The sequence below is a fragment of the Shimia sp. Alg240-R146 genome (genome assembly GCF_947331465.1).
In the GTDB taxonomy this organism is placed as follows: domain Bacteria; phylum Pseudomonadota; class Alphaproteobacteria; order Rhodobacterales; family Rhodobacteraceae; genus Shimia.
Genome location: NZ_CAMZOK010000002.1, coordinates 192,729 through 206,615, shown reverse-complemented (window position 1 = coordinate 206,615; position 13,887 = coordinate 192,729). Strand labels below are relative to the sequence as shown.

General features: G+C 60.4%; 10 protein-coding genes. 5 read left to right on the top strand and 5 right to left on the bottom strand.

Translation table 11 applies throughout. From position 1 onward, the window contains the following. Nucleotides 1–97: 97 nt before the first annotated feature. Both paaZ and mnmH read left to right on the top strand, forming a co-directional pair. Complete coding sequence (gene paaZ / locus PG871_RS10170) at nucleotides 98–2,128, top strand: phenylacetic acid degradation bifunctional protein PaaZ (protein ID WP_270729074.1); 2,031 nt, start codon at nucleotides 98–100, stop codon at nucleotides 2,126–2,128. Between the two features lie 118 nt (nucleotides 2,129–2,246). Continuing rightward, a complete protein-coding gene (mnmH, locus tag PG871_RS10165) occupies nucleotides 2,247–3,287 on the top strand; it encodes a tRNA 2-selenouridine(34) synthase MnmH (protein ID WP_270729073.1) in 1,041 nt (346 codons plus the stop codon). Here mnmH and selD read toward each other — a convergent pair. Further along, on the bottom strand, nucleotides 3,271–5,433 hold the full coding sequence (gene selD / locus PG871_RS10160) for a selenide, water dikinase SelD (RefSeq protein ID WP_270729072.1): 2,163 nt from the start codon (nucleotides 5,431–5,433) through the stop codon (nucleotides 3,271–3,273). The two genes, mnmH and selD, sit on opposite strands and share 17 nt — an antisense overlap. A 193-nt stretch (nucleotides 5,434–5,626) precedes the next feature. Between selD and PG871_RS10155 the strand changes: the two genes are divergently transcribed. Together PG871_RS10155 and PG871_RS10150 are read left to right on the top strand one after the other, a co-directional pair. Then, nucleotides 5,627–6,709, top strand: coding sequence for an alcohol dehydrogenase family protein (locus tag PG871_RS10155; RefSeq protein WP_270729070.1), 1,083 nt, complete (start codon nucleotides 5,627–5,629; stop codon nucleotides 6,707–6,709). Beyond that, complete coding sequence (locus PG871_RS10150) at nucleotides 6,706–7,110, top strand: DUF1801 domain-containing protein (RefSeq protein ID WP_270729069.1); 405 nt, start codon at nucleotides 6,706–6,708, stop codon at nucleotides 7,108–7,110. Before PG871_RS10155 ends, PG871_RS10150 begins: the two co-directional genes overlap by 4 nt. 72 nt (nucleotides 7,111–7,182) lie before the next feature. Here PG871_RS10150 and xdhC read toward each other — a convergent pair whose 3' ends face one another. Genes xdhC through xdhA form a run of 3 tightly spaced genes read right to left on the bottom strand, consistent with a single transcriptional unit; the run spans nucleotide 7,183 to nucleotide 11,779 of the window. After that, the gene (gene xdhC, locus PG871_RS10145) at nucleotides 7,183–7,974 is read right to left on the bottom strand and encodes a xanthine dehydrogenase accessory protein XdhC (RefSeq protein ID WP_270729068.1); all 792 of its coding nucleotides are present in this window, start codon (nucleotides 7,972–7,974) and stop codon (nucleotides 7,183–7,185) included. A 23-nt stretch (nucleotides 7,975–7,997) separates the two neighbouring features. Then, nucleotides 7,998–10,310, bottom strand: a complete 2,313-nt coding sequence (xdhB, locus tag PG871_RS10140) for a xanthine dehydrogenase molybdopterin binding subunit (protein ID WP_270729066.1) — start codon at nucleotides 10,308–10,310, stop codon at nucleotides 7,998–8,000. Beyond that, complete coding sequence (xdhA, locus tag PG871_RS10135; RefSeq protein WP_270729064.1) at nucleotides 10,310–11,779, bottom strand: xanthine dehydrogenase small subunit; 1,470 nt, start codon at nucleotides 11,777–11,779, stop codon at nucleotides 10,310–10,312. Before xdhA ends, xdhB begins: the two co-directional genes overlap by 1 nt. Before the next feature lie 201 nt (nucleotides 11,780–11,980). Between xdhA and PG871_RS10130 the strand changes: the two genes are divergently transcribed. Beyond that, nucleotides 11,981–12,883, top strand: a complete 903-nt coding sequence (locus PG871_RS10130; RefSeq protein ID WP_270729063.1) for a LysR family transcriptional regulator — start codon at nucleotides 11,981–11,983, stop codon at nucleotides 12,881–12,883. On the opposite strand, the gene PG871_RS10125 is transcribed toward PG871_RS10130, so the two are convergent. Then, nucleotides 12,880–13,884 carry a diguanylate cyclase gene (locus PG871_RS10125; RefSeq protein WP_270729061.1) on the bottom strand — a complete coding sequence of 335 codons (1,005 nt, stop codon included), beginning with the start codon at nucleotides 13,882–13,884 and terminating at the stop codon, nucleotides 12,880–12,882. The two genes, PG871_RS10130 and PG871_RS10125, sit on opposite strands and share 4 nt — an antisense overlap. Nucleotides 13,885–13,887: the final 3 nt, after the last annotated feature.

Below are 13,887 nucleotides of genomic sequence, written 5' to 3'. Positions count from 1 at the left end.
GATATCCTCCCCAACATCGCGCACCGCCGCTTGCATTGACCGAACGGTTGGTCAATAAAAGGCGGAACACGGCGCAGCGTCAAGGGGAGAGCACGTTATGACCATTCAAAATGTATCCAGTTTTGCCAAAGGTGCGTGGGTTGCCCCCGGATCGGGCGCGCGCAACATCGCGTCGGCCATCACCGGCGACGTGATCGCTACTGCCGGCAACGACGCGCTGGATGTGCAGGGAATGCTGGCCTATGCGCGTGACGTGGGCGGCCCTGCATTGCGTCGCATGACCTTCCACGACCGCGCCCGCATGCTCAAAGCCTTGGCGCTGCATCTGCGCGAACACCGCGACGCTATGTATCAGCTCTCCTTTGACACCGGCGCCACGCAGGCCGATCACCTGATCGACATCGACGGCGGCATCGGCACCATGATGGTCTTTGCCTCCAAAGGCCGCAAAGAAATGCCGGATTCGCAGATCTATGTAGATGGCGAGATCGAACAGCTGTCGCGCAACGGCACTTTTCTGGGTCAACACATCTGCACCCCGTTGCAAGGCGTCGCAGTGCACATCAACGCCTTCAACTTTCCGGTTTGGGGCATGCTGGAAAAGCTCGCCCCCACCCTGCTCGCGGGGGTTCCGGCCATTGTAAAACCCGCCACGTCTTCCTGCTATGTCACCGAACTCGCCGTACGTATCATGGCGGAAAGCAATATCCTGCCCGACGGCGCGCTACAGCTTGTCGCCGGCGGTTTGGGCGACATGCTCGACCATCTCACTTGTCAGGATGCCGTGGCCTTCACAGGCTCCGCCGACACTGCGTTAAAACTGCGCTCAAACCCGCTGATCCTTGGAAATTCCGTGCGTTTCACAGCCGAAGCTGACAGCTTGAATTGCTCGATCCTTGGGCCCGACGCTCTACCTGGCACGCCGGAATTTGATCTTTTCATCAAAGAAGTCAGCCGCGAAATGACCACCAAAGCAGGTCAAAAATGCACCGCGATCCGCCGCATCATCACGCCCGAAGACGTCACCGAGGCGGTGATTGACGCACTTTCAGCCCGACTCGATAAAACCGTGATCGGTGATCCCCGCCTTGAAACCACCCGCATGGGGGCGCTTGTTTCTGCGAGCCAAAAGCGCGACGTGCTGGAAAAAGCCGCGCATCTCGCCACAGAGGCCACCCGCGTCTATGGCGATCCGGACGATTTTGCCGTGCAGGGTGCCGACGCCGACAAAGGCGCCTTCGTCCCACCGATGCTGTTTTTCTGCGATCAGCCCGACACCGCCACAGCCGTGCATGACACCGAAGCCTTCGGTCCTGTCTCAACCATCATGGGCTACCGCGATCTGGATCACGCCATCGCGCTGGCAAACCGCGGCCAAGGCTCGCTTGTGGCCTCCGTCATCACCCATGACACCGAGGTCGCCCGCGACGTCGCGCTTGGCGCAGGCGCCTTCCACGGTCGTCTCTACTTCAACAACCGCGACAGCATGGGCGAGAGCACCGGCCACGGGTCCCCGTTGCCGCACATGGTGCACGGTGGCCCGGGTCGCGCAGGCGGCGGTGAAGAGCTCGGCGGCATTCGCGCCGTGAAACACTTCATGCAACGCACCGCAATTCAGGGCAGCCCCGACATCCTTACCGGCGTGACTGGCCAATGGGTGGCCGGCGCCGCAGAAACATCCGCGGGCGCGCATCCATTCACCCGCAAATTTGGCGAACTGGCGGTTGGGGAAACCCTCAACAGCGCGCCGCGCACGGTGACACTGGACGACATTGAACACTTCGCCACCTTCACCGGCGATACCTTCTATGCCCACATGGACGACGCCGCCGCCAAGCGAAACCCGTTCTTCCCGGGCCGTGTGGCGCATGGCTATCTGCTACTGTCCTTCGCCGCGGGCCTGTTTGTCGAACCCAACGAGGGCCCCGTGCTGGCAAACACCGGCCTTGACGGTCTGCGGTTCATGAAACCGGTGTCCGCCGGTGACGCCATCAAAGTGCGCCTGACAGTCAAGAAAAAGACCAAACGTAATGAGGAGTATGGCGAAGTCCGCTGGCACGTGACCCTGACCAATCAGAACGACGAGCAAGTCGCCGAATATGAGCTGCTGACAATGGTGGCTTCCTGATCCGTTGGCCCGTGGCGCAAGCCCCGGGCCGCCCGCTCCCCTTGTCAACGGACAGCGCCTCTTTCCCACCACGCCCAAACCGACTACTCAGGTCACACCCTGACAACCGGACGCCCCCATGCCCCTCGCGCTGACCCAGCTTTCCGACCTCGCCTCTCTGCCGTTTGACGAGATCATCGACGTCCGCTCCCCGGCAGAATATGCCGAAGACCACATTCCCGGAGCCATATCACTGCCTGCGCTCAGCAACGAAGAACGCGCTCGCGTGGGCACGATCTATGTGCAGGACGACCCGTTCAAAGCCCGAAAAATTGGCGCCGCACTGGTCTCGCGCAACGTCGCAACCCATCTCGAAGGCCCGCTATCTGATCGCCTCGGCGGCTGGAAACCACTGGTCTATTGCTGGCGCGGCGGGCAACGCTCGGGCTCGGTTGCGATTATTCTCAAACAGATTGGCTGGCGCGCGGACACGGTCGAGGGCGGCTACCAATCTTACCGCCGCATGGTCTCCAAAGCACTTTATGACGCCGTGATGCCTTGCCCCGTTGTGGTCATCGACGGCGGCACAGGAACGGCCAAGACCCGCCTGTTGCATCACCTCGCCGAACAAGGCGCGCAGATGCTGGATCTTGAGGCCATGGCCGAACATCGCGGCTCTCTGTTTGGCCCAATGAGCGACACGCAGCCCAGCCAGAAAGCCTTCGAAAGCCGTCTGGCGATGGGCATGGCCAAACTGACACCCGATCGTCCAGTTTATGTCGAGGCTGAAAGCTCTAAAATCGGCCGCCTGATCATCCCGCCGGTGCTGTGGCAAGCCATGATCGCCGCGCCCAACCTGCGCGTGACCGCGCCGCTTGCGGCCCGAACCAGCCATCTGTTGACCGCCTATCCTGACATGATTGCCGACAGTGACCGGTTGACCGATATCCTTGGCCAACTCACGCGATATCATGGCCATGAACAGGTCGAGACTTGGAACGCGTTGGCACTCGCGGGCGACTATGAAACCTTGGCGCAACAGCTGATCGAAACCCACTATGATCCGCGCTACAGCCGCATCTCGCGCGCCCATGCGCCGGATGCGCAGCCGCTTGATTTGCCGGATCTGTCCGAGGACACCCTCGCTGCCACCGCCGCAAAAATCATTGCGTCAGAGTGATCGACGCCGCCCCCTCTTTGAGCCGCCCGATCACCGCCGCGTCATGCCCCAGACTGCGCAGCTGCGCCACCAACGCCGCCGCCTGATCGGCTGCGACAGCCGCCAACAAGCCACCCGCCGTCTGCGGATCGTGCAACAACGCCGACTTGGCGCTCTCCTCGCCAACAACCGGCGCGGCATCCACGTTGTTTTGATAGATCGTGCTGCGATGCCCCGCCGCTGCGAGCGCCTCCGCCCCCGCATAGATCGGCACCGCGTCCAGATCGACCTCTGCCGCCACGCCTGACGCGCGGCAGATCGCCATCAAATGCCCCGCCAGACCAAAGCCGGTCACATCGGTCTTCGCAGTTGCGCCTTGCAAGACATCCGCTGCGTCGCCTTGTGGCGTCGCCATGACCGCCAACATCGCCGCCACATCGCGCCCACGCGCCTTGCCCTGCATCTCCGCTGCCAAAACCGTGCCGGACCCGATCGGTCGCGTCAAAATCAGCGCATCTGTGGTCCGCGCGCCCGCGTTGGTGATGGCCGGCCCGTCCAACAAACCGGTGAGCGTCAGACCAATGCTCAACTCAGCGCCCATCGCGGAATGCCCCCCGACGATCTCGGCACCTGTTGCGCTCAACACCTCGCCAGCCCCACGCAAAATCTCCTCCATCGTGCGGGCCTGCAGCGGCTCTGCCATGTGCGGCAGGGTGATCGACATCAACGCCGCCTGCGGGACCGCGCCCATCGACCAGATATCGCCCAGCGCATGCACCGCCGCAATCCGCGCCATCAGGCCCGGATCTTCGATAAATCCGCGCAGATGATCGGTTGTTACCACCTGCTCTGCCCCGCCCACGCGCAACACCGCCGCGTCATCGCCTGGGCCTGCCAGCACATCAGCGCGGCCCTCGCGGGGCACTTGCATCAAAGCCTCTGACAAGGTGGCGGCGCCCACCTTAGAGCCACAGCCGCCACACAGCGGCTGCGTTGCCGCCTGCCCCAGCGCCACGTCGCGCGGCGGCTTGGGCACGGCCATCTGCGGCAGATTGACGAATTGGCGCATGAATTTGCGGTCGATGTGGTTTTTCCAGCGCCACAACGGCGCCTTCAGGCCGGTTCCGGCAAACGTCCGCCCCCACTTGGACACCAACGCCTTCTTGCCACCCAACGAAATCAGCTTGAGGTAATCTTCCTGTGGCTTGAACTTTTGCATCTTTGCGCCCGTCAACGCGGCCCGCAAATTCCGCGCCAGCGCCGGCGCGGCGCGCACCGCAAACACCCCTGCTTTGGGGCGCGGCGTGTCCACCAATTCGGCGCAGTCGCCTGCGGCAAACAAATCGTCAAACCCTTCGGCCAAAAGGCTGTGATCCACGCGCACAAAGCCGCCCTCGGTCAACGGCAAAGGCGCACGGGCCAACCAAGGGTGGGCAAATCCACCCGCCGCCGCCACTGTGAAATGGCTGGCTACACGGCGGCCGTCCGCCAAGATCACCGCATCTGAAGTGATTTCCGCCACCGCCGCGTGCGTCACCACTTTGACGCCCAACCGCGCCATCGCCTTGCGCAAGGGTGCCTCCGCGCCTGCCGTCTGGCGCGTGATCTGCTCAGACGCCTCGATCACGTGCACCTTGGGCACAGCGCCCTTGGCCTTGAGCGCATGTGCCATCGCCAACGCCAATTCCACGCCCGCCACGCCGCCGCCAATCACGGCGACATCAGGCGTGATCTCTCCAGATGCCTGATCAAGAAACGTCGCCCATTTCGCGGCATAAACATCCAGCGGTTTGGCCCCGACGCCATGTTCTGAAAATCCAGCGAGCGATGACATTTCCCCATGAATGCCCACATCCAACGAGGCCACATCATAAGAGATTTTGCCGCGCCCCGCGACGCTGATGGTTTTGGCCTCCGGATCAATACCCGTGGCCGGCGCCATGATCAGACGCGCGCCAGCAAACCGAGCCAACTGGACCAGATCAATCTCCAACTCGTCGCGTGAATAATGTCCGGCAATATGGCCCGGCAACATACCGGAATACGGCGCCGTTGGTCCCGGATTTATCAACGTCAGCCGCGCACCGGCCAAAGGCTTCATCCCCCACATGCGCAACACCAACGCATGGGTGTGGCCACCGCCCACAAGGACAAGATCTCGGGTCATGGGGAGCGGGGTGTGCATAATCAATGTCCGGCTAAACTGGGGTAGCTTTGCGATATCGTAATCCGCGTGCAATGGAAACGGGAGAGCTGCTCGGGTCATAACGCAGGCTTTATGCAACCGTGTCGTTTTCGGTATATCAGTTTTCCGCCCTCCGTGGTTTTCTCACGTCCAGCAGAACGCAAAGGACACAGCCATGACCCTGCCCACCACCATGAACGCGATGATTCTCACCGGCCACGGCGATCTGGACGCGTATGAATGGCGCACCGATTGGCCAGTGCCGACGCCCGCGGCCGGTCAGGTTCTGGTACGTGTCGGCGCATGCGGCATGAACAACACCGACGTGAACACACGCGCGGGCTGGTATTCCAAGGCCGTCACCGGCGCGACCGAAACCGCCACCGATGAAACGCCCGATGGTGATGACCCCAGCTGGGGCGGGGCACCGATCACCTTCCCTCGCATCCAGGGCGCGGATGTCTGCGGCACAATTGTTGCCGTTGGCGAAGGCGTCGATATGGCCCGCATCGGCGAGCGCATCATCACCGATTGCTGGATACGCGATCCCGATGACCTTCTGGACAAAAACAAAACCGGCTATTTCGGCTCCGAGATGGATGGCGGCTTTGCCCAGTTCACCGTCATGCCCGCCCGCAACGCGCTGGCTGTAAACTGCTCCCTGTCGGACGCGGAACTGGCGACATTCTCCTGCTCTTACTCTACCGCCGAAGGCATGCTGGAACGCGCGCACGTCACAGCAGCGGACACGGTGCTTGTGCCTGGCGCCTCCGGCGGGGTTGGCGGCGCGGTGATCCAGTTGGCCAAGCGGCGCGGCGCGCGGGTGATCGCGCTGGCATCAGAGGCAAAACACGCCGACGTCGCCGCCCTTGGCGCGGACGTCGTCCTGCCACGCGCACCCGACAACCTGCGCGCAGCCCTTGGCGATGAAAAGATCACCGTGCTGGCCGACGTGGTCGGTGGAGACTTCTGGCCAACTCTGGTGGACATGCTGGAACGCGGTGGTCGCTTGACCACATCGGGCGCCATTGCAGGCCCGATGGTCGAGCTTGATTTGCGCACGCTTTATCTGCGCGACCTGACGTTCACCGGATCCACTGTGATCGACCTGTCGGTCATGCCCAATCTGATCCGCTATATCGAGGCTGGCGACATTCGCCCGGCACTTGCCGCGTCCTATCCGTTGGCAGATCTCAAAGACGCGCAGTCGGCTTTCATCGACAAAAAGCACACCGGCAACATCGTTGTTCTGCCATGACCAAAACCGCAAACCCCCTGCCGACCCAGATCGCTCCGGCGTTTGCGGCGCTTCCAAAGGCGCCGCAGGATGGCATGCGGGTCTTGCGGGATTTGATTTGCGACACGGCCGCCGAAGCAGGTGCCTTGCCGATAGAGGAAAGTCTGAAATGGGGCCAACCCAGTTTTGCGCCGCCCAAGCGCGACGGCACTCCGATCCGCCTTGGCTGGTCCGCTGACACGCCAGATCGCATCGCCATGCTGGTGCATTGCCAGACAACCGTGGTCGAGGCGTGGCGTGAGCGGTTTGGCGATGCGTTCGCCTACGACGGCAATCGGGCGCTATATGTCCCACTGGATGCACCGCTCGATACAGACGCACTGCGTCACGCCATTGCCCTGGCCTTGACCTATCGCCGCTAAGCGGGTCGAAAACGGCACCGACGCGTTACAGTCGCAATACCGACGCGATACCGAACCTGTTTTTTCGAAGTTTCAGCTTGTTGCGTGCGCCACAACAGATGTGGCCGTCAAAACCGCCATCACCTCTGCCACCACCGCAGCTGCGATCACTTCGGGGCGCTTGTCACCGCTGCCCAAGGCGCCGATAGGGCAGACCAATGCCTGCGCGTCCAAGCTTTCCTGTGCTTTGGCAAAACTGGCAAATTTGCTGCGTTTCGTGGCCGATCCGATCATGCCGACATAGGCCGCATCCCCGCGCGCCAAAGCCTCAGCCGCCAATAGAAAATCAAGCGCGTGGTCATGGGTCAACACAATGAAAGCGCTGCCTTTTGGGGCTAAGCGCACCAAAGATTCTGGCAACGCTGTCAGGGATTTGGCCACATCAGCATGGCTCATGCCCAGCTCTTCTGAGCGGCTGTCCACCAGATGACACGCAACCGGCATGTGCTGAAACACATTGACCAAAGCCCGCCCCACATGCCCTGCGCCCAGCACATAAACATGCGGCAAAGCGGCGGCGTCTGCCGCAGCCCGCGCCGTTGCCGCGACCCGCGCATGCGCGCCCATCACGCTCAAGGATATCTCAACCCGACCACCGCAGCACTGGCCAATCTCCGGCCCGAGCGGCACATCCATCTTCGCAGCATTCTCGCAGGATTTCAGCAGCTTACGCGCCTCATCCAGCGCCATATACTCCAGCTGCCCGCCACCAATTGTGCCTGCCATACCTGAGCGCGACACATACATCACAGCACCTTCCTCACGTGGCGAAGACCCCCGCACACGCGTAAGCGACACTTCCACAACAGGGAGATCGATTTGCAAAAACGCTATGATATCTGCGGGTTTCACGCCTTCAACCGCTCCACCGCCATCAACACCCGTTCCGGCGTTGCCGGCGCATCCAGCCGCGGGCACTCACGATAGTCCGCCACCGACGCCACGGCCATGCCAAGCGCTTCAAACACGCAGATCGGCAACATGAACGGCGGCTCTCCCACCGCTTTGGATCGCTTGATCGTCAACTCACGGTTTTCGGACCAGTCCGCCAGTTTTACGTTGAATTCCCGTGGGATATCGCCCGCCAACGGAATCTTGTAGGTGCTTGGCGCATGGGTTCTAAGCCGCCCCTTGTCGTCCCAAACAAGTTCCTCAGACGTCAGCCAGCCCAAACCTTGCACAAAGGCACCTTCGACCTGCCCTTTGTCCAACACTGGGTTCAGCGACTTGCCAACGTCATGCAGCACATCCGCGCGATCCACACGGTATTCGCCGGTCAAAGTGTCCACCGACACTTCCGCCACAGCCGCGCCATACGCAAAATAGTAAAACGGCCGCCCCTGACCCTTTTCACGATCCCAATGGATTTTCGGGGTCTTGTAAAACCCGGCCGCCGATAGCTGCACACGCGCCATGTAAGCTTTTGAGATAAAGTCTTTAAACGCGATTTCCTGTTCGCCTACGCGCACGGCATTGGCGACAAAAACCACTGCATCCTCGGCCACATCCCACGCCTCAGCCGCCCACGACACCAGTCGCGCTTTGATCTGATCACAGGCATCCAGCGCGGCCATCCCATTCAGGTCCGTGCCCGATGAGGCCGCCGTGGCGGAGGTGTTCGGCACCTTCTCGGTTGTCGTCTTGGTGATCTTGATCCGGTCGATATCAACTTGAAACGCCTCGGCCACCACTTGGGCTATCTTGGTGTTCAGCCCCTGCCCCATCTCTGTGCCGCCGTGGTTGAGCATAATCGAGCCATCGTTATAGACATGCACCAACGCGCCCGCCTGATTGAACCACGTCGCCGTAAAGCTGATCCCGAATTTCACCGGCGTTAGAGAGATGCCTTTGCGAATGATGCCGCCCTTGGCGTTGTGATCCAATACCGCTTGGCGTCGTGCCTGATAGTCGGAACTCCGCTCAAGCTCATCCACCAGTCGCTCAATGACGTTGTCCTCAACCTCTTGATGGTAGGGCGTAATATTGCGGTCCGTGTCCCCATAGAAGTTCGCCTTGCGCACCTCCAACGGGTCTTTGCCCAAGGCATAGGCGATCTCTTCGATCATGCGCTCCGCGCCTACGACGCCCTGCGGCCCACCAAACCCGCGAAACGCCGTGTTGGACACGGTGTTGGTTTTCATCGGGCGACTTTTCAGCCGTACATGCGGGTAGAAATAGGCGTTGTCGGCATGAAACAGCGCCCGATCCGTGACAGGCCCCGACAGATCTGACGACCAGCCACAGCGCGCCGCAAATTGCGCGTCAACAGCTGTGATGCGGCCATCGTCTGCAAAGCCCACATCATAATCGACCACAAAATCATGCCGCTTGCCGGTGCTTTCCATGTCCTGATCGCGGTCAGGGCGGATTTTCACCGGCCTTTTCCATCGCTTGGCTGCCAAAGCTGCTGTGGCCGCGAACTGGTTCATTTGGCTTTCTTTGCCGCCGAACCCGCCGCCCATGCGCCGCACGTTCACCACCACAGCGTTGTTTGGTACGCCCAGAACATGCGCCACCATATGCTGTGCTTCGCTGGGATGCTGGGTGGAGCAATGCACCACCACATCGTCGTCTTCTCCGGGCATGGCAAAGGCGATGTGCCCCTCAAGGTACATATGGTCCTGCCCGCCAATCCGCATCTGCCCATTGATACGATGGGTCGCCTCGGCCTGCCCCTTGGCAATATCTCCGCGTTGCAGCGTCATGGGGGCGGTTACATCAGGATACCCTTTGGCAATGGCCTCGTCCGCTTCCGTGACATGCGCCAATGTCTCATAAGTGATCTGCGCCAAACTTGCCGCGCGTCGCGCTTCGTCCCGGCTTTCGGCGACAACCGCGAAGACCACTTGCCCCCAGAACTCGATAGTGTCTTTGGCAAAAAGCGGCTCGTCATGCCGGCCTGTTGGACTGACATCATTGACGCCGGGGACGTCCTCCGCAGTCAGCACGCCCACCACGCCGGGGGCCGCACGTACAGCGGCCAGGTCAACCGATGTGATCCGCGCATGCGCCACATCCGAGGTTCCGAAATAGGCGTGCAACGTGCCAATGGGCTCGGCTATGTCGTCGGTATAATCCGCCGCGCCTGTCACATGCTTGGCCGCGCTATCGTGGGCCATATCGCGGTGCACACCGCCTTTGATAGAATCAGTCTCAGACATCACAGACCCTCCGCCATCAGCTGCGCCTCAGCACGGGATTGCTCCAGCCAAAAGCGCTGGAATAGGTTCTGCGCCACCGTCATTCGATAAGCAGCCGAAGCCCGCATATCATCAAGCGGTTGGAAATCGTCAGGCAACTTCGCAGCGGCCGCCAGCAGTGTCGCCTCAGACCACGGCTGTCCGATCATCGCTGCCTCCGCCGCTGCGGCGCGCTTTGGCGTCGCCGCCATGCCGCCAAATGCCAGCACAGCTTCGGAGATCACGCCTGCATCGACTTGCACGGCCATACCCACCGCCACCGAAGAGATATCCTCCTCGCGCCGCTTGGAAATTTTATAGGCCGCGTGATGCCCATCGCGGATACGCGGCACTGTGATGCTCTCGACAAATTCACCGTCGGCGCGGTCCTGCTTGCCATAGGCCACAAAGAAATCTTCCAGCGGCAAAACCCGCCGCACATCGCCTTTACGCAGTGTGATCGACGCGCCCAAAGCAATCAAAACCGGTGGCGTGTCCCCAATCGGAGACCCATTGGCGATGTTGCCGCCAATTGTGCCCATGTTGCGCACCTGCCAGCCGGCGATGCGATCCCAGTAATCGCTTAGATGCGGATAATACTGCGCAATCACGTCCTGCGCCTCTGTATAAGTCACGCCCCCGCCAAACGTGATCGCGTCCTGCTGAACCTCCAAGGATTTCAGTCCTTCCAGATGGCCCACAAACACCGCCGGAGAAATTCGCTTGAGAAATTTGGTAACCCACAGCCCCACATCTGTGCTGCCAGCAACAATCGTCGCGTTTGGTTCAGCTTCCAGAACGACGGCCAAATCATCCACATCCGCAGGTAGGATCGCACGGTTACCCTCTTTCGCGACCTCGACCCGCGCACCGTCGCGCACAGCCTGCAACATGGTTGTCACTGTGTCTCGTTCCATCGTCAGATGCTCAGCAGTGGTGGTGCCGTACTCCGTCACCGCCTGCGCCGCACGAATGATTGGGGCATAGCCGGTGCAGCGACACAGGTTGCCCTGCAAGGCGACTTCCACCTGCGGCACGCTGGGCCGTTCATGTTCCATCCACAGGGCATAGAGCGACATCACGATGCCCGGCGTGCAAAACCCGCATTGGCTTCCGTGATGATCCACCATGGCTTGCTGTACCGGACTAAGCCGCCCGTTTGGTCCGCCGAGGTATTCAATTGTCACGACATGACAGCCGTCCAAGGAGGCCAGAAAGCGAATGCAAGCATTCACCACCTCATATCGCAGCCCCTCGGGCGTCAGTCGTCCCACCATCACCGTGCAAGCGCCGCAGTCCCCTTCGGCGCAGCCCTCTTTGGTCCCGGTCAGGCGCTGATCAATGCGCAGAAAATCCAGCAATGTATCATCAGCACCCACGTCCGACAGCCGCATCTGACGGCCATTAAGGACAAAACGGATCTCGGTGCGGACCTTTGCGCCCTGCGTCATTGGCTGTTCCCTGTTCTTAGGCTGGCATTCCGGCGGCACCAAGGGTGCCCTTGGAAGCAGTGTAAAACCCCTTGATAGGGGGATGATACGCGGGTTTTTGCAAATCTATTTCAATATTTGATTGAAAATGTATCCCTCTTTCACTGCTAGAATGCGTAAAATCGGGCAAGATGCCCGTGAAAACCGCTGCGGAGAGAGATCATGCCTTATCTAGAAAGCCTGCGCGTGTTCGTGCGTGTTGTGGAACTCGGATCCATCACATCAGGCGGACGCGATCTACGTCTGACGCCTGCGGTGGCCTCAAACCGCATCAAAGAATTGGAAGGCCGCCTCGGCGCGCGGTTGTTTAATCGCACAACCCGCAATCTTTCTCCCACAGAAGTGGGCAAGGTTTTTTACGATCATGCCCGCAAGGTGATCGAAGCCTTGGAGGAGGCCGAAGCGGTGGTTGCCGATTTCTCCGACCACCCGAGAGGCACCATTCGCGTGACCGCGCCGCTTGGCGTCGGTCGACGCATCATCGCACCATTGATCCCTGCGTTTTCAGAAGCCTACCCGGATGTGGACGTCCGCTTGCGGCTTTCTGACCGCAAAGTCGATCTACTGGAAGACGGGATGGACGTGGCCTTTGTTCTTGGTGAACTGAAAGACAGCAACTTCAAGCTGCGCAAGATCGCAGATTGTGACCGTGTACTTGTCGCCGCGCCCGACTATCTGGCCCGCGCCGGAATTCCGAAAACACCGGATGAACTTTTGAAAAGTCACAATTGCCTGCTGCTGCGGTTTCCCCGTTCACCCGAGTATTTTTGGACCCTGCAAACCGACAAAGGCCCGCGCAAGATCGAGGCTAAAGGCCGATTTGATGCGGATGACGGCGACGTTCTGACCCAGTGGGCTCTGGAAGGGGCTGGAATCGCCAACAAAGTGCGGTTTGACGTTGCGCAGCATTTGAACAGTGGTGACTTGGTCGAAGTACTGCCCGACACGCCGCCCCTGCCAGCCGCCTTCGGCTGTCTCTACCCGCATCGCAAGTTTCAGGATCCGAAAATCCGGTTGTTTGTGGATTACATGTCAGGCGAATGCCGCCAGCGTATCGCCCGTTAACCGGCCAACGGGCCGGATTCACGCATCTGCGGGTCAAACATGCGATACGTCGACCGCCCAGCGTGTTTGGAGGCATAGAGCGCTGTGTCCGCATCACTCAGCAACTGATCCATATCGGTTTCGCCGCAGCCGGCGTACATCGCAATGCCAACGCTGGCGGACACTTTGCAAACAGAATCGCGGAACGGCACAGGCTTTTCGATTTCCGAGATGATGCGCTCCGCAATGCGTCCCATGATCTCGACATCCGTGGTGCCGTGAAACACCAGTACAAATTCATCCCCGCCAACGCGCGCAACGCAATCTTCATCACGGCTGGATTCCACCAGAACCCGTGCCACATGTTGCAACACAGCGTCCCCAGCCGCGTGGCCAAGAGCATCATTCACCTGCTTAAAGAAATCCAGATCGACCTGCATCAGCCCAAAGGGGGTGCAATCCTTAACCATGCGCGGCAGGATATGCTCCAGCGCGCGGCGATTCTTCAAGCCGGTCAACGTGTCAGTGAAGGCTTGTTCTTCGGCGGCAATCATCGCCCCCTGCAAGCGCAGGTTCAGCTTGCGCGACGCTTCCATCGCGGCGGATTTTGCTTCCACCAAATACAGCATTTCAATTGTCAGATCGGTCGCGGCAAAATCCGCGGCATTCAGGTCATAGTCGCTCACCGCGTCCAAAATCGAAATGCCAAACCCGAGGTTCACCATCGCGCCGCCAATCGTAGGCATCGGCACCAGAACACCCTTGAGGCCGGTGAGTGGCTGCAAGCGCTTGCGCAGGTGCAATTTTTGTCCTGCCGTTGCAAGCAAGTCTTTCATATTCGTGATGCGCTTCGGGCGGCTCAACTCGAATACATCGAGAAAACTTTGCCCAGACAAAGCCAAATCCGGATACAGTTTTTGCAACGTCGGGCCCGCATGGGAAATCCGCCCGTCGACGTCCAATTGGACGTGCATTGGACATAAAACGTCCAACATCTGAAGCATGTCTTGCGTATCCGTCATACT